Origin of the sequence: Kitasatospora sp. HUAS MG31 (assembly GCF_040571325.1) — a bacterium.
GTDB lineage: Bacteria > Actinomycetota > Actinomycetes > Streptomycetales > Streptomycetaceae > Kitasatospora > Kitasatospora camelliae.
The window spans coordinates 7,173,815-7,191,981 of record NZ_CP159872.1 but is presented as its reverse complement, the minus strand read 5'-3'; the positions used below and the strand labels follow the sequence as shown (position 1 = coordinate 7,191,981).

18 protein-coding genes and 1 pseudogene are annotated in these 18,167 nt (G+C 75.0%); 13 read left to right on the top strand and 6 right to left on the bottom strand.

Annotated features, from left to right (window positions below; all coding sequences use genetic code 11):
• Positions 1-125: 125 nt before the first annotated feature.
• Positions 126-629, bottom strand: coding sequence for a GNAT family N-acetyltransferase (locus tag ABWK59_RS32355; protein ID WP_354644223.1), 504 nt, complete (start codon positions 627-629; stop codon positions 126-128).
• Between the two features lie 364 nt (positions 630-993).
• Here ABWK59_RS32355 and zwf point away from each other — a divergent pair, with 364 nt between their 5' ends.
• The 7 genes and pseudogenes from zwf to ABWK59_RS32320 all read left to right on the top strand — a co-directional run bounded on the left by zwf (position 994) and on the right by ABWK59_RS32320 (position 6,705).
• Entirely contained in the window at positions 994-2,373 is a 1,380-nt protein-coding gene (gene zwf, locus ABWK59_RS32350; protein WP_354644222.1) for a glucose-6-phosphate dehydrogenase, read from the top strand.
• 132 nt (positions 2,374-2,505) lie between these two features.
• Positions 2,506-3,613: pseudogene (locus tag ABWK59_RS32345) on the top strand (glycoside hydrolase family 15 protein); the annotation flags it as partial.
• 94 nt (positions 3,614-3,707) lie between these two features.
• Positions 3,708-4,217, top strand: coding sequence for a hypothetical protein (locus tag ABWK59_RS32340; protein WP_354644221.1), 510 nt, complete (start codon positions 3,708-3,710; stop codon positions 4,215-4,217).
• Positions 4,218-4,356: 139 nt separating this feature from the next.
• Complete coding sequence (locus ABWK59_RS32335) at positions 4,357-4,965, top strand: hypothetical protein (protein ID WP_354644220.1); 609 nt, start codon at positions 4,357-4,359, stop codon at positions 4,963-4,965.
• A 74-nt stretch (positions 4,966-5,039) separates the two neighbouring features.
• On the top strand, positions 5,040-5,966 hold the full coding sequence (locus tag ABWK59_RS32330) for an oxygenase MpaB family protein (protein WP_420492883.1): 927 nt from the start codon (positions 5,040-5,042) through the stop codon (positions 5,964-5,966).
• A gap of 249 nt (positions 5,967-6,215) precedes the next feature.
• A complete protein-coding gene (locus ABWK59_RS32325; RefSeq protein WP_354644218.1) occupies positions 6,216-6,473 on the top strand; it encodes a DUF6400 family protein in 258 nt (85 codons plus the stop codon).
• Positions 6,460-6,705: a hypothetical protein gene (locus tag ABWK59_RS32320; protein ID WP_354644217.1), complete on the top strand. Its 246-nt coding sequence runs from the start codon at positions 6,460-6,462 to the stop codon at positions 6,703-6,705. The genes ABWK59_RS32325 and ABWK59_RS32320 overlap by 14 nt, the downstream gene beginning before the upstream one ends.
• 181 nt (positions 6,706-6,886) lie before the next feature.
• Here ABWK59_RS32320 and ABWK59_RS32315 read toward each other — a convergent pair whose 3' ends face one another.
• Together ABWK59_RS32315 and ABWK59_RS32310 are read right to left on the bottom strand one after the other, a co-directional pair.
• Positions 6,887-7,783 (bottom strand): alpha/beta hydrolase, encoded by an 897-nt coding sequence (locus tag ABWK59_RS32315; RefSeq protein WP_354644216.1) that lies wholly within the window; start codon positions 7,781-7,783, stop codon positions 6,887-6,889.
• Positions 7,784-7,935: 152 nt separating this feature from the next.
• Positions 7,936-9,150, bottom strand: coding sequence for an RNA-guided endonuclease InsQ/TnpB family protein (locus ABWK59_RS32310; protein WP_354644215.1), 1,215 nt, complete (start codon positions 9,148-9,150; stop codon positions 7,936-7,938).
• Between the two features lie 145 nt (positions 9,151-9,295).
• Between ABWK59_RS32310 and ABWK59_RS32305 the strand changes: the two genes are divergently transcribed.
• Both ABWK59_RS32305 and ABWK59_RS32300 read left to right on the top strand, forming a co-directional pair.
• Positions 9,296-10,336 carry a helix-turn-helix domain-containing protein gene (locus ABWK59_RS32305; protein WP_354644214.1) on the top strand — a complete coding sequence of 347 codons (1,041 nt, stop codon included), beginning with the start codon at positions 9,296-9,298 and terminating at the stop codon, positions 10,334-10,336.
• 227 nt (positions 10,337-10,563) lie between these two features.
• The gene (locus ABWK59_RS32300) at positions 10,564-12,036 is read left to right on the top strand and encodes a glutamate synthase subunit beta (RefSeq protein ID WP_354644213.1); all 1,473 of its coding nucleotides are present in this window, start codon (positions 10,564-10,566) and stop codon (positions 12,034-12,036) included.
• A gap of 36 nt (positions 12,037-12,072) precedes the next feature.
• Here the strand turns inward: ABWK59_RS32300 and ABWK59_RS32295 are convergent, their stop codons facing one another.
• The gene (locus ABWK59_RS32295; RefSeq protein WP_354644212.1) at positions 12,073-12,702 is read right to left on the bottom strand and encodes a phosphatase PAP2 family protein; all 630 of its coding nucleotides are present in this window, start codon (positions 12,700-12,702) and stop codon (positions 12,073-12,075) included.
• Positions 12,703-12,971: 269 nt separating this feature from the next.
• Between ABWK59_RS32295 and ABWK59_RS32290 the strand changes: the two genes are divergently transcribed.
• From ABWK59_RS32290 to ABWK59_RS32280, 3 genes are all read left to right on the top strand, one after another.
• Positions 12,972-13,346 carry a BlaI/MecI/CopY family transcriptional regulator gene (locus ABWK59_RS32290; RefSeq protein WP_354645172.1) on the top strand — a complete coding sequence of 125 codons (375 nt, stop codon included), beginning with the start codon at positions 12,972-12,974 and terminating at the stop codon, positions 13,344-13,346.
• Positions 13,347-13,357: 11 nt separating this feature from the next.
• Positions 13,358-14,329 carry a M48 family metalloprotease gene (locus tag ABWK59_RS32285; RefSeq protein ID WP_354644211.1) on the top strand — a complete coding sequence of 324 codons (972 nt, stop codon included), beginning with the start codon at positions 13,358-13,360 and terminating at the stop codon, positions 14,327-14,329.
• A gap of 88 nt (positions 14,330-14,417) precedes the next feature.
• Positions 14,418-14,957, top strand: coding sequence for a YrhB domain-containing protein (locus ABWK59_RS32280; protein ID WP_354644210.1), 540 nt, complete (start codon positions 14,418-14,420; stop codon positions 14,955-14,957).
• 93 nt (positions 14,958-15,050) lie between these two features.
• Here the strand turns inward: ABWK59_RS32280 and ABWK59_RS32275 are convergent, their stop codons facing one another.
• Complete coding sequence (locus ABWK59_RS32275) at positions 15,051-16,247, bottom strand: macrolide family glycosyltransferase (RefSeq protein ID WP_354644209.1); 1,197 nt, start codon at positions 16,245-16,247, stop codon at positions 15,051-15,053.
• 131 nt (positions 16,248-16,378) lie between these two features.
• Between ABWK59_RS32275 and ABWK59_RS32270 the strand changes: the two genes are divergently transcribed.
• A complete protein-coding gene (locus ABWK59_RS32270; RefSeq protein ID WP_354644208.1) occupies positions 16,379-16,972 on the top strand; it encodes a TetR/AcrR family transcriptional regulator in 594 nt (197 codons plus the stop codon).
• A 60-nt stretch (positions 16,973-17,032) separates the two neighbouring features.
• Here ABWK59_RS32270 and ABWK59_RS32265 read toward each other — a convergent pair whose 3' ends face one another.
• Positions 17,033-17,845, bottom strand: a complete 813-nt coding sequence (locus tag ABWK59_RS32265; protein WP_354645171.1) for a transglutaminase domain-containing protein — start codon at positions 17,843-17,845, stop codon at positions 17,033-17,035.
• Between the last annotated feature and the right edge of the window lie 322 nt (positions 17,846-18,167).

Below are 18,167 nucleotides of genomic sequence, written 5' to 3'. Positions count from 1 at the left end.
GGCTACCGGGGCGGGGAGCCGGCGGCCCACCGCATTTCCCGGGCCCGTCCGCAGGGGCTCGGGGCGGGCGCACCGGGTCCGGGGGCGGCTCCGGCCTCGCCGACCCGGCGCCGTTCAGAAGCAGTTCAGGAGCCGTTCGGCCGGAGGTCCGCCAGCGGGCGGCGGAAGTGCAGGACCGGGCGGCCGTCGAGCTCGGACTCGCCGAGGAGGGTGAAGCCGGTGCGGCGGAGGACGGCCGCCGAGGCGGGGTTGGCGCGGTCGGCGGAGGCGGTGAGTTCGGTGAGGCGGTACTCCCCCGCCGCCAGCCGGCAGACCTGCTCGACGGCGGCGGTGGCGTGGCCCCGGCCGGTGGCGTGCTCGGCGATGCGGTAGCCGAGTTCGGCGGAGCCGTCGTGGACGTCCACCAGGTTGACCCGGCCGACCAGGTCGCCGTACGGGTCGAGCACCACGTGGAAGTGGCAGGTGCCCGCCCGCTGTTCGGCGAGCAGGGCACGGTGGCGGTCGGCGAACTCCGCGAAGTACGCGTCGCCGCGGTCGGGCACCGAGCGGGCGAAGTGGGCGCGGTTGGCCCGCTCGAAGGCCAGCAGGGCCGCCGCGTGGTCGGCGCTCAGCCGCTCCAGCCTGATCATCCCCGCCAGCATACGGACCGGGGGTGGCCCCCTTTCCTGTGGGTACGCGCCGCCGCACTCGTGCACCTCGCGGTGCACCGGGCCGTCCGGGCCGTCCGGGGCGCCCGACGCCGCGCGCCGAGGCGACGCGCATGGTCGGACAGGCCCTGAGGCACCCGTCGCTGACGGCCCGCCCGCGTCCGCCCGCAACCACCCGCGTCCGCCGGACGGCCGCCGGACGGCCGCCGATGACACCCGCCCGGAGCGGGTGACCCGCCCGGGTGCCGTCGGCGGGTGTCCGGCGGACGATGGGGCTGAGGGGCGCCGCGGCGGGGCGTACCGCCCCCGTACCGTTGCCGGACGGAGACGAGGAGCCGCGATGTCGGTGTCTACGGTGTCTACGGTCGACTGCCTGGTCGTCTTCGGCGCGACCGGTGACCTGGCGAAACTGCAGACCTTCCCCGCCCTGGTCGGCCTGGTGGAGCGCGGTGTGCTGGACGTCCCGGTGATCGGCGTGGCGAAGAACGGCTGGGGCGTGGCGGAGTTCCGCGAGTACGCCGCCGCCTCGCTGCGCCACCACGGGATCGACCCGGACTCGGCGCCCGCCGGCAAGCTGCTGGGCCTCCTGCGGTACGTGGACGGCGACCTGTTCGACGCCGCCACCTACGACGCGGTGGCGGAGGCGATGGGCGGGGCCGGCAGCACGCTGTACTACCTGGAGGTGCCGCCGGCGCTGTTCGGGCGGATCGCCCAGGGCATCGGGCAGGCGGGCCGGGCGGCGGGGGCCCGGGTGATGGTGGAGAAGCCGTTCGGCACCGACCTGGGCAGCGCGCGGGCGCTCAACGACACGCTCGGCCGGGTGTTCCGCGAGGAGGACATCTTCCGGGTCGACCACTGGCTGGGCCTGGAGGCGGTGCAGAACCTGCTGTTCGCCCGGTTCGGGAACGCCGTCCTGGAGCCGCTGCTCAACCGCACCTTCGTCCGGGACGTCCAGATCACCATGGCGGAGGACTTCGACGTCGCGGACCGCGGCCGGTTCTACGACCGGACGGGCGCGATCCGCGACGTGGTGCAGAACCACCTGCTGCAGGTCCTCGCCACCGTGCTGGCCGACCCGCCGGACGGTCCGGGCCTCGCCCGCTGGCCGCAGGCCAAGGACAAGCTGATCGGCGCGATCCGGCCGCTGACCGCGGCGGACACGGTCCGCGGCCAGTACCGCGGCTACCGGGAGGTGGCGGGCGTCGCCCCGGACTCCTCCGTGGAGACGTACGCGGCGATCCGGCTGTCGGTGGACTCCTGGCGGTGGGCGGGCGTCCCAGTGCTGATCCGGACCGGCAAGTGCCTGCCGGTGACCGCCACCGAGGTGCTGATCACCTTCCGGCACCCGCCGCACGACGTGTTCGGGCTGGCGGACGGGCCGGCCGTCAACGCCCTGCGGATCCGGGTCCGGCCGGACACCGAGCTGGGACTGACCCTGGTCGGCAAGCACCCCGGCGCCGGCCGGCGGCCGGAGGGCGAGCAGCTGTCCTTCGCCCGCCAGCCGGGCGCCGACATGCGGCCGTACGACCGGCTGATCGGCGCGGCGCTGGCCGGCGACCGCTGGCTGTTCGCGCACCAGGAGACGGTGGAGGACGCCTGGCGGATCGTCGACCCGGTGCTCGACGACGCCGTGCCGGTGCACCCGTACGAGCCCGGCAGCTGGGGCCCGTCCCAGGCGGACGCGCTGCTGGCGCCGGGCCTGTCCTGGCACGACCCCACCGGCTGACGCGTCCCGGTGGCCCGGACCGGTGGATCGGACCGGTGGATCGGACCGGTGGATCGGACCGGTGGATCGAGCCGGTGAAGGGCGCAGCAGCGGGTAGCCGGTGAACCGGGATGCCGCGAGCGGCGGGACGGCAAGGCACTCACCTACCACCCCACCGGCGGCATCGTCGCCGCCGCGACCACCTCCCTGCCCGAGGCCCTCGGCGGCGGACGCAACTGGGACTACCGGTTCTGCCGGCTGCGCGACGCCACCCTCACCCTCTCCGCCCTGCTCCGCAGCGGCCTCACCACGGAGGCCGACGCCTGGCGGCGGTGGCTGGAACGCGCGGTGGCCGGCAATCCCGACGACCTGCAGATCATGTACGGGGTGGCCGGGGAGCGGCTGCTGCCCGAGCACGAACTCGACTGGCTACCCGGGCTCCCAGCCCGTCCGGGTCGGCAACGCCGCCGCCGGACAGAGCCAACTCGACGTGTACGGCGAGGTGTTGGACGCCGTCCACCTGGCACGGGCCTCCGGGGTGCGGCCGCTGCGGCACGTCTGGGAGGTCGAGCGGGCCATGATCGACCACCTGGAGGGCGCCTGGCGGGAGCCGGACGACGGCCTGTGGGAGATCCGCGGCCCGAGCCGCCACTTCGTGCACTCCAAGGTGATGGCCTGGGTGGCCGTCGACCGGGCGGTCCGCTCCGCCGAACTGCTCGGCCTGCCCGCCCCGCTGGACCGCTGGCGCGACCTGCGGGCGGAGATCCACCGCGAGGTCTGCGAGCGCGGCTACGACCCCGACCGCAACACCTTCACCCAGTCCTACGGCTCCTCGGCGCTGGACGCCGCCCTGCTGCTCATCCCCAAGTGCGGGTTCCTGCCCCCGGACGACCCCCGGGTGGCCGGCACGGTGGACGCCGTCGCCGCCGAGCTCGACCACGACGGCTTCCTGCGGCGGTACACCACCGGGGACGAGGCGGACACCAGCGTGGACGGACTGTCGGGCAAGGAGGGCGCCTTCCTGGCCTGCTCCTTCTGGCTCGCCGACGCCCTGGCCGCCCTCGGACGGAAGGACCGGGCGCGGGCGCTGTTCGAGCGGCTGCTGGACATCCGGAACGACGTGGGGCTGCTGGCGGAGGAGTGGGACCCGCGGCTCGGCCGCCAGGTCGGCAACTTCCCCCAGGCGTTCAGCCACATCGGCCTCCTCGACACCGCCTTCCGCCTCGGCGGCACCCCCCACCTCCCCGCCGCCGACCGCTGACCGCCGACCGCTGACCGAGCGATAACCGGTCGCGCCCCGAGAACCAGGGCCTCTCCCGGGGGACCGTTGCACACTGGAGGGACAGGAGGTGACCGTGTGCGCAGCCCCCCTCGCGCGGCGGCGCGCCGGACCGGCGGCGGTGCTGCGCCGGTGGGCGGGCCGTGCGGCCTCCCGTGTGCCCGGGCCGCCGGAGCTCGGCGGCGCCGACGACCAGCGGGCGGCCCTGCTCGCCGTCCTGGACGAGGCGGTGGCCGGGCAGGCGCTCGCCGATCTGGCCGTGGCGGCGTGCGGCGAGCCGGGTCCGGTGCCCGTCGGCCTGGCCGAGGACCTGCAGCGGCAGGCCGCCCGGTACGCCCGGCTGGCCGGGTGGCTCCGGGCCCTGCCCGCCGGGGGTGAGCTGGCGGGCGTCCGCGACGAGGCGCTGCGGCTGGTCTCGTACCACCAGTGGATGCTGCACCAGTCGGCGAACCTGGCCTTCGCGGTGCACCGGGTGCCGCGGGTGGAGGCGGCCCGGCTGACCGTGCACGGTCTCGGGGCCCCGGCCGACCGCCTGCGGGCGCTGCGGGACGCCCTGCGAACTTCCGGCGAGGCCGCCCGGGAGTGACATCGCCCGCGCCGATTCGGTACATCGGCAAGGGTGTTGAGGCCGTGTCACCCGGTGTCCGATCCGGTGGGTAGGCTGTGCGCCGCTCCCGCGTGGAAGATCACGTGGGGGGACCGTTTTCTCAGGGGGAATCCGCCACATGCACATCCGTCCTGCCCTCACCGCCGCGCTGCTGGCCGTCGTCGCCCTCGGCACCGCCGCCTGCGACCCGGAGTCCGCGGGGGGCGACGCGTCCGCGCAGGGTCCGGCCGCCTCGGCCCCCGCCGCGCCGACCGGCAGCCCGTCCGCCGCCCGGCCCTCCGGCAAGGCCTCGGCCCCGGCCGGCACCGCCTCCGCCACCGCGGAGGGCAAGCGCCCGGACTGCAAGACCTACTTCGCCTCGCACAAGGTCATCCACGTGACGGCCCTGGACCAGGCCTCCGGGAAGATCACCGCCAACAACGTCGCGGCCAACTGCACGGACAACGGCGTGTTCTTCAACACGGCGAACACCACCACCTCGTACACGGTCTCCCCGGAGGCGTCCGTGACCGTCTACCACAACCAGGACATGGAGCTGAAGACGGTCACCGCCAAGTCCGGCACCGCCGCGGACGGTCTGGCCCACGTGAAGACCTGCGCGGAGACCCCGCACCTGACCGACTTCGACAAGCTCCCGGCCGGCTACTTCTGCAACCAGGACATGTACGAGATCACCGTCAACGCCCAGGGCGTGATCACCTCGCTGAAGGAGACCTACAGCTCCTGACCGCCCGGCCCCGGCGTGCCGGGACGTGCCCCGGCGTGCCCGGGCCCTGTCGCGGCGGCGTGGACCGGCCTACAGTGCGAAGGGTGACCGTTCTCCTCTCCGGTGTACCCGGTCTCGCCGAGTTCCGGCGGCGACTGGGGGCGGAGCTGTTCGCGCGGGTGGCCGGTCCGCAGGGGCCGGCCTCGCGGCGGCGGATCCACGAGACGCCGGGGCCGCGCTGGTTCGGTCCCGAGCGGCCGATCCGGGCGGTGCACGGGGACGCGTCGATGTTCGTCGGGGGCCTGCGGGCGCTGCTGCTGCAGTCGCTGCACCCGCTGGCGATGGCGGCGGTGGCCGGCCACTCCGGCTACCGGGGCGATCCGTGGGGCCGGCTGCAGCGGACCAGCACCTTCCTCGCGGTGACCACGTTCGGTACGGCGGAGGACGCCCAGCGGGCGGTCGACCACGTCCGGTCGGTGCACCGCCGGGTACGGGGTGTGACCGCGGCCGGGGAGCCGTACCGGGCCGACGACCCGCACCTGCTGGGCTGGGTGCACGCGGCCGAGGTGGACAGCTTCCTGCGCGCTCACCGCGCCTACGGGGCGCGACGGCTGGACGACGCGGCGTACGACGGGTACGTGGCGGACGCCGCCCGGGTGGCCGGCGCGCTCGGGGTGCCCGACCCGCCGCGGACCCGGCAGGAGCTGGCCGACCGGATCGCCGCCTACCGGCCCGAGCTGCGCGCCGGCCCGGAGGCGCTGGACGCGGCCCGGTTCCTGCTGTTCCACCCGCCGGTGCCGCTGGTCGCCCTGCCCGCGTACGGAGTGCTGGCCGCCAGTGCCGCCGCACTGCTGCCCGGGTGGGCGCGGCGGCAGCTCGGTCTGCCGCGGATCCCACTGGTCGAGACGACGGCCGTTCCCCTGGCCGGCCACGCCCTGACCGCGACCATCCGCTGGGCGATGGTCCCGCCCCCGTCGCCCGTGCCGCCGGCCGGGCCCGCCCAGGGGGCGTCCTCGTCCTAGCGGGCGGGGCGGCCGGGGCCGACGCCGGGTCAGGGATGGTCGCCGGCGGACGGGCTGACTCCCCCTCGGCCGCGAGCCTCTCGGTACGGGCGGTCGCCGGTGCTCCGGGACCATGCGCGGGGGCGGTCGCCGCCGTGGCCGCAGGCCGGTACGGAGGGCTGCCGGGCAGGCCGGACGGACCGCCCACGTGGGCAAAACCACACGTCAGCGCGGTTGACCGGCGAAGAAGGGGTGCCTAATTTCGGCGCCATGTCCTCGCACCAGACTCCCGACCCGACCGGCCTCGTCGACTTCGAGATCGACCTCACCGCCGGCGAGACGCTCCGCCGCGCCCATGTGATGGCGGCCCTCGGCGACTCCTGGGACCCGGTGGCCGTGCTGCGCGGTGAGGAGGAGGCGTACGCCCTGCTCTACTCGGGCCTCGACGCGGAGCAGACCCGGATCTTCGACGAGCTGGTGGCGGCCGGTGTGCTGCCCGGACGGGAGAGCGGTCATGCTGCCCCTTGACCCGCAGGCCGACCTCGGCCGCCGCGCCTGGATCCCCTGCCCCCGCTGCGCCGACGCCGAGGGCTGCGACCCCTGCGGCGAGCGGCGCAACTGCCCCACGCACTGGCGCTACCTGCTGTCCAACACCGGCAGCCTGCTCCACCTCCAGTGCCCCGGCTGCACGCACGTGTGGACCCACGAGACCGGCTTCGGCGCCACCCGCTCGCTCTGGGACGCCTCACCGGGCGCCTGACCGGGCGCTGACCACCGTCCCGAGCCTGTCCGCCCGCAACGGCTCACCGGCCGGTGAACGGCCGGTCGGGCCGGCCGGGCTCGTCGGCGCAGAGCCCGGCCGGTCCTGGTCACCGAGTCACCGAGTCACCGAGTCACCGAGTCACGGGCCGGGCGCGTGGCCGTCCGGCCCCCGGACCTCGTCATCCCGCCAGGGCGCGGCGCAGGACGGCGCCGAGTGCGGCGGTCTGCCGCTGGGACACGTCGGCGCTCTGGATCGCCAGCGATCCGTGGAAGGTGCCGGGCCACTGGTGGAGTTCGACGCTGACGCCCGCCTGGAGCAGGCGCAGCGCGTAGTCGACGGCCTCGTCGCGGTTCGGGTCGAACTCGGCGGTGGCGATGTAGGCCGGGGGCAGGCCGGACAGGTCGGTGGCGCGGGCCGGGGCGGCGTACGGGGTGGCGGGCCGGGAGCCCAGGTAGTGGTCCATCGCCGCGATGCGGGCGGCGCGGTTGTTCCAGGGGGTGTCGGTGAAGTTCCGGGCCGACCAGGTCTGGTGGCGGTCGTCGAGGATGGCCTCGTTGAGGAGCTGGAAGCGGATCGGCGGTCCCTGTTCGTCGCGGGCGCGCAGCGTCGTCGCGGCCGCGAGGTTCGCGCCGGCGCTGTGGCCGCCCACCGCGATCCGGTCGGGGTCGACGCCGAGCTCGGCGGCGTGCGCGGCCGCCCAGACGAGGACGGCGTAGGTGTCGTCGAGGGCGGCCGGGTACGGGTGTTCCGGGGCCCGGCGGTAGCCGACCGAGATCACGACGGCGCGGGATTCCTGGGCGATCCGGGTGGCCCACGGGTGTTCGGCGTCCAGGCCGCCGAGGACGAACCCGCCGCCGTGCAGCCAGATGACGGCGCCGTGCGGCTGCTGCGGGCGGTAGACGCGCACAGGCACGCCCGGGTTCCCGGGCACGGTGCGGTCCTCGATGTCCAGGTCCGCGGTGTCGGGCGCCGGGCGGCCGGCGGCGAGTTCGTCGAAGATCTTGCGGGCGCCGACGGGGTCGGTCATGTCGACCGCGGGCAACAGGGGGACGAATGCTTCGAGTTCGGGATCCATGCCGACCATCCTCACGGCCGCCGCCTCGCAGGTCGCCCGACGCCCGTCGCGTATCCCGGCCGGTCGCGCGACGGTCGGCGCACCGGTCGGGTGTGGGTCCGTCCTATCCTCACGACGTGACTCCTCCCCCGGATCAATCCGGGGGCTTCTCGTTACGCCTGGGTGGCGTCTCGACGGGTTAGCCCGGCCCGTAGAACGTTGCGTGCTCCCACGGTGTCGGCGTGCGCCCGGTGGCCGCAGCCGATGCAGTGGAACCTCGCCTGTGCGGGTCGGTTCTCCTTGGCGGTGTGCCCGCATTCCGGGCAGGCGCGGGAGGTGTTGCGGGGGTCCACGGCGATCACTTCCCGTCCGGCGCTCTCAGCCTTGGCGTGCAGGATCGTCAGGAACACCCCCCACCCGGCATCGGCGATCGAGCGGTTGAGCCCGGCCTTGGCCCCGGCCCCGTTCGGCAGGAACGCGCCCGGCGTCTGGGGGTCGGGCTTCGGGGCCGGGGTCCGACTCATGTTGCGGATCTTGAGGTCTTCGTGCGCGATGACGTCGTGCGCGCGGACCAGGGCGAGGGCGGTCTTGTGGGCGTGGTCGAGCCGCTGGCGGCGTACCTTGCCGTGCAGCCTGGCGACCTTCTCCACCGCCCTGTGGTGGTTGGCGCTGCGGTCCCTGGCCCCTCGGCGCGGAAACCGGGACAGCGCCTGCTGGGCGGCTTCCAGCTTCGCCGCAGCGGTGCGGGCGTGGCGGGGGTTGGGCACGAGCCGGCCGTCTGAGTCGGCGAGGAAGTTCGCGATGCCCAGGTCGATGCCGACCACACGGCCGGTCGCGGGCAGCGGCTCGGGCCGCTCCCGCTCGGCGGTCAGCACCACGAACCACCGACGGCCCTCGCGCTTGACCGAGACGGTCTTGATCCTGCCGACCACCGCGCGGTGCCGGTTGACCCTGACGTGTCCGACACCCTGGAAGCGGACGCGGGTGGTCGGGTCGTTGGGGGTGCTGTCCCAACGGCAGCCGTCCCCGTCCTTCGGGAACTCCACCGTGTCGAACCGGTTGACCCCGCGAAAGCGCGGATAGCCCGGCGTCTCACCGGACCTGCCCCGGCGGAAGAACGCCGCGAACGCCCTGTCCAGCCGGCGAAGCGTCGCCTGCTGCGAGGAGAACGACCAGCGGCCCTGCCGCTCCGGGTCGAACGCCCGGATCTCCTTGAGCTGCGCGGACTGGTCGCCGTAGCGGACGCTCGTCTTCGAGGCGTGCCGGTAGGCGTCACGCCGCTCCTGCAAGGCGCCGTTGTAGAGCGAGCAGTGATCCCGCAGCATCTCGGTCAACGCCTGCTGCTGGCCCACGGTGGGCCGCATCAGGAACTTGTACGCACGGATCACCCCGACCCACCCCCTTCTCTACCCGGCGTGGCCAGTATGGGGCGGAGCACTGACAACGCGGAGACCTCCGGCGCTTTGCGGCTCCGTGTCAGGGATCGCATTCCCGCCCGGCCTGAAGGCCGGGATTCCCTGCGAAGATCAAGGGATGGAGGCCTTGGCTGAACGCCTGTCACATCTGGACTCGCACGCCCAGGCGACGGTCCGCATCGTCGCGTTCTACGACACGCTGATGCGCCGCAGACTGGACCTTCCCGCGCTCGCGCGGGCCTCGGCCGGCCTGGCCGAGTGCGTCGTCGGGGTCCGGCTCCACGGCCCGGGGCGGGCGATCCGCATGACGCCCGACGGCAGGGAGGCACCCGCCCCGCCGACGCCCGCCTCCGCCTCGGCGCCGGTCACCCTCGACGAGGAGGAGATCGGCACGGTGTGGCTGGAACGCCCCGGGCCCACCGGCCCGCTCGACGATGTGGTGCTGGACCGGCTTGCCATCGCCGTCGCGGCGACCGCCGAACGGTACGGCCCGGCCCGCACGACCATGGCCGACCCCGCCCTGGTCGAACTGGTCGTCAGCTCCGACGGCGACGAGGCGGCCCGGGCCCGCGCGCTGCGGCTCCTCGGGTTCGCCGCGGGCACGCCCGTGCAGGTCGCCGCCGTCCGCGCGCCCCTCCCCCTCGCCCAGGTGGCCACCCTGATCTGCCCGGAACGGCCGGTGAAGGCGGCCGAGCTCACCGGCACCGGCACGGGCGTGATCCTGGCCGGCAGCCTGGACGAGGCCCGATGGCCGGCCGAGGTGCGCGCGGGTATCGGCGCCGCCGCGAGCCCCGCCCGGTCCTGGCACCAGGCCCGCGCCGCGCTGCGTTTCACCACCGCGCGCGAACCCGTGGTCCGCTACGACGGCCTCGGTGCGCTGGCACTCGTAGCCGAGATACCGGAGCACGCCGTACGGGACAACGCCGACGTCGCCGCGTTCGCCCGGGTCGCCGCCGCAGCGGAGGACGTGCGGACGCTCGACGCGTACTGCGACACGGGCTCCCTGCGCCGAGCCGCCGAGCTCCTCCACCTGCACCACAGCAGCGTCGCCCGCCGGCTCGACCAGATCGGGAAGGTCCTCGGCTTCGATCTCACCGAACCGACCGGACTGGTGCGGGCCAGGATCGCCCTCACCGCCTGGCGACTGCTGGACGACTGACCACCCGCGCCGGAGTCCCGCGTGTGCGGGGGCCCCTGGAGACGCTGGCGGAGAGTCGGTCCGATCGCCGCGACACGCCGTCGCCGGGGCGCCGGCACCGGCCCGCTGCGCCGAACGGGTCGGGGGCGTACGGTGGCCACACGGTGGCGCGCGGGTCGGCGGCGCGCCCACGGGCCGCGGGTGGCGGCGTCACCGGTCTGCGTCAGCACGTCCTGCCGGAGGCCGCGATGGCAGACCCCAAGGCCTTTCTCACCACCCCGCGTCGTGCGCGGGAGCGCCGGGACGCGCAGGAGCGGCTGGACGACCACCGGGAGGTGTACCGTCCCGGCGCGCTGCTGCCGATCATCAACCAGCAGGCCGAGCGCTGCATGGACTGCGGGCTGCCGTTCTGCCACCAGGCCTGCCCGCTGGGCAACCTCATCCCGGACTGGAACACGCTGGTCGCGCACGACGACTGGCGCAAGGCCGCGGCCCGTCTGCTGGCCACCAACAACTTCCCGGAGTTCACCGGGCGGCTGTGCCCGGCGCCCTGCGAGAGCGCCTGTGTGCTGGCCATCGACGCCGAGGCCGTGACCATCAAGAACATCGAGCTGGAGATCGCCGACCGGGCGTGGGAGCTGGGGTTCGACCGGCCGCAGCCGCCGGAGCGGATGACCGGCTTCCGGGTGGCGGTGATCGGCTCGGGCCCGGCGGGCCTGGCCGCCGCCCAGCAGCTGACCCGGGCCGGCCACACCACCACGGTGTTCGAGCGGGCCGACCGGATCGGCGGGCTGCTGCGGTACGGCATCCCGCCGTTCCGGCTGGAGAAGCACCGCCTGAACCGCCGGATCGAGCAGATGCGGACCGAGGGCACCCGGTTCCGCACCGGCGTCGCGGTCGGCCCCGACCTGGGCGCGGACGAGCTGCGCGAGCGCAACGACGCCGTGGTGGTGGCGATCGGGGCCACCGCCGGCCGCGAACTCCCGGTGCCGGGACGGGAACTGGCCGGGGTGCACCAGGCGCTGGCGTACCTCACCCTGGCCAACCGGACCGACGAGGGCGACTACCCCCTCTCGCCGCTCTCGGCCGAGGGGCGCAGCGTGGTGATCGTGGGCGGCGGCGACACGGCCGCGGACTGCCTGGGCACCGCGCTGCGGCAGCGGGCGGCGGCGGTCACCCAGCTGGACATCAACCCGTGTCCGCCGGAGCGCCGGGCCGAGGACCAGCCGTGGCCGGTCCACCCGAAGGTGTACCGGGTGACCACCTCACACGAGGAGGCGGGCGCCCCGGCCACCGACCCGCGGGTGTTCCGGGCGACCACGGTCGGGTTCGAGGCGGACGCGGACGGGCACCTGGCCGGGGTGCGGTTCGCCGACGCGGAGCCCGGCGACCGGCACCCCCGGCCCGGCACCGAGCGGGCCCTGCCCGCCGACCTCGCCCTGCTCGCCCTCGGCTTCACCGGCCCCGAACGGGACGGCGGCCTCGCCGAGCAGCTGGGCCTCGCCCACGACCGGCGCGGGAACCTCGGCCGCGACCAGGACTTCGCCGGCGGTCCGGACGGCGTCTTCGTCGCGGGCGACGCCGGGCGTGGCCAGTCGCTGATCGTCTGGGCGGTCGCCGAGGGCCGCGCGGCCGCCGCCGCCGTCGACCGCTACCTCCGCGGCGGCACCACCGACCTCCCCGCCCCCATCACCGCCACCACCCGGGCCCTGGCGCCGTGACCCCGGGGCCCGCCCGCTCCAGAGGGCTCGGGTGACTCAGCTGGTGGGGTCGGTGCCGAGGGCGGGGGCGAGGGCTCCGGTACGGAGGCGGGCCACCAGCGGGGTGGCGAGGCGGGCCAGGATCCGGCTGGTCAGGTAGGCGGCCGGGATCGCCAGAACGGCGGCGCCGATGACGTCGTGGGGGTAGTGGTCGCCGAGGTAGACCCGGGTGAAACCTTCGAGGAGGGCGAAGACGGCGGCGATCACCGACAGGCGCCGGTCCAGCAGCCACAGGGCGGCGACCGTGGCGAAGGCGGTGGTGGAGTGGCCGCTGGGGAAGGCGTAGTCGGTCGGGGCCGGACAGGCGTCGACGAAGTAGTCGTGCGGGAGCGCGTAGCAGGGCCGGGTCTCGGCGACGAGGTCCTTGACGATCTCCGTGAGGCCGAAGGCGAGGACCACGGACAGCGGCGCCGCGAGGGCCAGGGTCAGGGCGGGGGTGTCGCGGCGGCGGGCGTTCCACCAGCCGATCAGCATGAGGAGGGCGAAGACCCCGAGTCCCGCGTCGGTCCACAGCTGGAGCGGGGCGTTGAGCCACGCCGTCTCACGGGCGAAGTCGGTGACGCCGGTGAACAGCGAGCCGTCGATGCCGGAGCCGTTGAAGGCGAGGGGGACCGCGGTGTCGGTCATGGGCGGGTCCTTCGGGGTCGGGCGTACGACGATCTTCTACGTTCTCGTAGAATTTCTACGTCACTGTAGAGGATGAACCGGGGGTGACCAACCCGTGAACTCCGCAGGACAGTCCGCGCGGGGGACGGTCCGGCGCGGGGACGGTCCGACCCGGCGCGCGGGCATGGCAGACTTCGGACTTCCGGCCAGACCGTGGCTCCTGCCGGGACGTAGGAGTTCCACGGTCACGGAGACGACGATGGCGCAGGAGGTGAACCGGTTCCGTGGACATGCACACCACCGCGCCCGAGGGGCGGGGCAAGGGCGAGCTGGAGGCGGAGATCCTGGCCGTGCTCCACCGGGCGGCTCCCGAGGCGGCGACCCCGGGCGAGGTCCTCGAACGGCTCGGCGACGCCCGACTCGCGTACACCACCGTGGTCACCGCCCTGACCCGCCTGCACGGCAAGGGCCTGCTCCGGCGCGCCAAGCGCGGCCGCGCCTTCGCCTACACCCCCGTGGCCGACGAGTCCGGGCTGGCCGCCCGCCGGATGAGCAAGGTCCTGGACGGCCGAGCCGACCGCGAGGCCGTGCTCGCCCACTTCGTCGACGAGCTGTCCGACGCCGACGAGGAACTCCTCCGCCGGCTCCTGGACTCCGGGACGTAGGCACCGCTCCCGTGCACGTCGCCGTCTACCTTCCGCTGCTCTTCCCCGCCCTGGCCGCGTTCCTCGCCCGGCCGCTGGGCGAGGGCCTGCCGCCGCGCGCGGCCACCTGGCTGCTGACGGCCGGTTCGCTCGTCCTGGCGACCGCCGGCACCGCCGTCCTCGGCATGCTGGCCGTCACCGGGCTGCTCCGGATCCCGCTGCTCGCCCGGCTCGCCGACGGGCACTGGTCGGCCCACGCCGCCCAGCAGCACGACCCCACCTCCCTCTCCGTGGCCGTCCTCGCCGGGACGCTGCTGGTCGTCGTCACCGCCCTGGCCGGCCGGATGCTCGTACGGCGCGCCCGCACCCTGGCCTCGGCCATGGCCGAGGCCGCCTGCCTGCCCGGCCCCGACCAGCTCGTCATCGTCGACGACCCCGCCGCCGAGGCGTACGCCGTCCCCGGGAACCCGGGCCGGATCGTCGTCTCCACCGGCATGCTCGACGCGCTCGAACCCACCGAACACGCGATCCTGCTCGCCCACGAACGCGCCCACCTCGACCACCGGCACCACCTGTTCGTCGCGCTCGCCCAGCTCGCCGCCGCCGCCAACCCGCTGCTCCGCCCGCTCGCCACCACCGTCGGCTACACCGTGGAACGCTGGGCCGACGAGGACGCCGCCGCCTGCACGGGCGACCGCGCACAGGTCGCCCGCACCATCGGCAAAGCCGCCCTGGCCGCCCGCCGCACCCGCGGCCGCAGCCGGATCCCGGCCGCCGCCCTCGGCCTCCTCGGCCGCCTCGGCCGCCTCCGACCGGTCGGCCCCGGCCCCGGTCCGGTACCCCGCCGCGTCGCCGCCCTGCTGGCGCCCGCCCCGCGCAGCCGCACCTGGACCACCGCCGCCTTCCTCGGCCTGGCCGCGGCCACCGCCCTGTGCGCGGCGGAGGCCGCCCACGACCTGCAGACCCTGCTGGAGCTGGCGGAACACGCGGCCACCCGCAGCTGACCACCCTGGTCGGCCGCCCGGTGCCGCCCTGCACCTCCCTGCACCGCCCTGCGCTGCGCGCCGAAATCCGGTTGACCCGTCGGGCAGGATGGAGAGCGTGATCTCCAGGGAACAAGCGATCGAGCTGGTCGAGGCCTTGCTGGAGCGGGAGCGGCCGACCTCGGCATGGGCGAGGGGGATCCCCGCGCTGGCCGTGTACGCCGTCGACGAGCGGTCGGTCGGGTGGCTCGCGTACTGGACCTCGGCGGAGGGCGCCCGCAACCCCGCCCTGCGCGGGACCCTCCTCGGCGGCCCCTACCTGGTCGACCGGGAGGACGGGAGCATCCACTTCGTTCCCGGCACCTGGTGGACCGATGACTGGGAGGAGCACTACCTCTGGCAGGTCAAGGGCATCAGGAGGCCCGACCCCCTCGCCGCGGAGGTCCGGCACCTCGCGGACTCCGTCGGGACCGCCGCCGCCATGCAGCACCTGCGCAAGCGTGCCCCGCGGGTGACCCTGCGGGAGGCCAAGGCCTACGTGGCGATCGTCCGGGACGGGAGCGAACCACCCGAGGAACTGTTGAGCCTCACCCGCGAGCCCAATCCGGACCTCGGCCCGATCGAGACACTGGCCGGCCCGGTCCTGTAGCCGCCTCGGCGGCTGCCCACGGCTGAACGCCGTCGCGCTGGTCGAGCAGGCACTGCGGGTCCGGGACGACGCCGGCTGACGTCCGGGAGGAGTTCAGCACCGTCCGGGCAGGTGGGCCTCGATCAGGTCGGCCGCCCGGGTGGTGCCGCCTTCCTCACGGAGTTCCCGCCGGATGGCGGCCAGCCGTGGGGCGACCGCCGGGTCGGCGGTCAACTCCAGTAGGGCCTTGCGTAGTTCCTCGGCGGTGGCCTGCTCGGTGTCCAGCCGTCGGCCGACGCCGAGTTCGACCAGGCGGTCGGCGTTGGCGAACTGGTCGGCCGCCTGCGGGACGGCGATCATCGGCAGCCCGCAGGACAGGCCCTCCGCGGTGCCGCCCATGCCGGCGTGGGTGACGAAGGCGTCCGCCTGCTCCAGCACCGCCAGCTGCGGGACCCACGGGTGCACCTCCACGTTGGCCGGGACCGGGCCGAGCTCGGCCGGGTCGGTGTGCCAGCCGATCTGCAGCACCACGTGCCAGCCTGGCAGGTCGCCGAAGGCCCGCAGACAGGCGCGGTAGAAGGCCGGCTGCCGGGTGAACGCCGAGCCCAGCGACACCAGCAGCACCCGCTCGGCGCCCTCCGGACGCGTCCAGTCGCCCTGGTGGGAGCGGTCGCCGAAGCAGGGCCCGAGGAAGGTGTACCGCTCGGGGTCGACCCGGTCGGCGTTCGGCTGGAGGACGCGCGGCACCAGCGCGAGCGAGCGGGCGGGGCGGCCCGTGAACTCCTGCGGGTCGCGGACCGCGGCGCCGTTGTCGGCCAGCCAGTCGGCGAACCGGCGGTGGTGCTCCGGGCCGCCGGGGCCGGTGCGGACCGCGTCGAGCATCTCGGCGAGGTCCTGCTCGTACCCCTCCCAGGCGACGAAGGTCGGAGAGAGCTGTACCGCCGGCACGCCCCAGCCCTCGGCGACCAGCCGGCCCGCGTACCCGGCGATGTCGTACAGGACGAGGTCGGGGCGGTCGCCCTCGAAGGCCCTCTGCAGGGCGGGCAGCATCGCGACGGCGTCGTCCAGGAACAGCTCCTGGATCGCCACCGGGCCCTCGGGCCACTCCCCCGGGTCCTCGCCGAGCGGCAGCACCGTGTCGTACGGGACGAGCCGGGCGCCGGTGGACTCGATGGTCCGTGCGAAGGACGGGTCGTTGCAGTAGCTGACGCGGTGGCCGCGGGCGACGAGTTCGCGGATCACCTCCAGGCTGGGGTTGACGTGGCCGTGGGCCGGGATCGAGACCATGGCGATGTGGGCAGGGCGGGTCATGTCGGGCTCCTCATGGGTTGGGCGAGGCGCGAGACGAGACGGTCCGTCTCGTTGAGCCCTCAGCATGGGCGCGGGTGGAGCCGGTGTCAAGACGAGACGTATCGTTCCGTTGGGCCGCTAGACTGGCGGCCATGACCCGCAGCGCCCCCGACCCCGCCCGCCGCAGCGAACGCTCGCGCACGGCCGTGCTGACCGCCGCCGCCGAACTGGTCGCCGAGGTCGGCTTCGCCAGGCTGACCATCGAGGCGATCGCCGCCCGCGCGGGCGTCGGCAAGCAGACCATCTACCGCTGGTGGCCCTCCAAGGGCGCGGTGGTCTTCGACGCCTTCCTCGCCGCCAGCGAGAACGCCTCCGGCAGCCTGGACCTGCCCGACACCGGCGACCTCGCCGCCGACCTCCGGGCCGTCCTGCGACCCACCGCCGACGAACTCGCCGACCCGGGCTTCGACAACACCGGCCGCGCCCTCACCGCCGAGGTGGTGACCGATCCCGCCCTGCTGCGGGAGTACCGCGAACGACTGCTGGACCCCCTGCTGGAGGTCACCCGCGAGCGGCTGCGCAGCGCCCGGGAGAGCGGGGAGATCGCCCCGGACGCCGACCTCGACCTCGCCGTCGAGCTGCTGTACGGGCCGATGTACTACCGATGGCTGCACGGGCTGGGGCCGCTGGACCACGGGTACGCGGACCGGCTGCTCGACGCGGTCCTGCGGTCACTCCGCACCTGAGGATCGATTCCGGTACGGGTGCCCCGGGGTTCACCGCGGGCACGGGGGCGCCCCGAGGTGTCAGAGGCCGGCCGGGCGGCGGCCGAGGACGGGCTCGGCGAGGAGGCGGGCCGGGCGGCAGAGGGTCTGGCCGTGGCGGGCGAAGAGGTCGTCGCGCGCGTCGTAGCGGCCGAGGTCGCGCAGCACGTGGGCGGACAGGTCGCAGGAGTCGGGGGCGGCGGCGGGACAGAGGCCGGCGCCGCCACCGTCCCAGTCGACGGCCGTCCGGGCGAGCGCCTCGAAGAGGGTCTCCGGGCCGTCGTTGGTGAAGGCCCGACCGTCGGCGGCGCGCAGCGACTCGATCGAGCCGAAGAGTTCGGAGACCGGCAGCCAGACAGCCTCGGGACCGTCCTGCAGGCGGAACTCCGGCCAGGCGAGCAGGACCTGGTCGGGGACGATCCTCCGCAGCCGCGGGAACCGCGGGTGCCAGAACCGGCCGTCCACCAGCAGGCCGCGGACCCGGGTAGGCACCCCCGCGGAGCGGGCCACCGCCTCCAACAGCGCCAGGCGCTGGCTGCACGAGCCGCGCCCGCGGGCCAGTACCCGGGAGACCCGGCGCTCGTCCTCGACCGAGTAGACCGGCTGGACGGACACGGCGATCAGCCGGTGGGCCCGGCGCAGCAGGGCGATCCGGGCCGGGGCGTCCAGCGGGGCGGCCGGGGCGCCGTGCGGGTCGGACGAGGCCGCGCCGACGGCGAGTTCCGCCGTCAGGGCGGCGACGCGCGGGTGCGTCCAGTCCAGGATCCGGGTGGGTTCGGTGCCGCCCGCCACCTCCGACTGCGCCACGGCGACGGCCCGGCGGGGGCGGAGGTTCGGTCGCAGGAGGGACGACATGGTCAAGGTCGGCATCCTTTGCTCGGGCGGGTGGGCCGGATGCCATGCTCGCAAAGCATTTGAACGCGTTCAAGTGAGTTTCGGGCCACACCTCGGACCACACCTCGGGCCACGACCCGGGCGGCGGGGCCACCGGGCCGGAATCCGCTGGGACTTCCACCGACGTCGGGGTAGAGTCGGCCGGGTGACTGCCGGGTCGGCCTTGGGCCACACACCAGTTGGGTTCCCGGCCCCGGCGTGAGCGCGGGGCGGGCGCGGAGCCCGCCGTACGCCTTTCCTCCTCTCCCCCATGCCCCAGCGGTAGCAGAGACCAGGAAAGGTC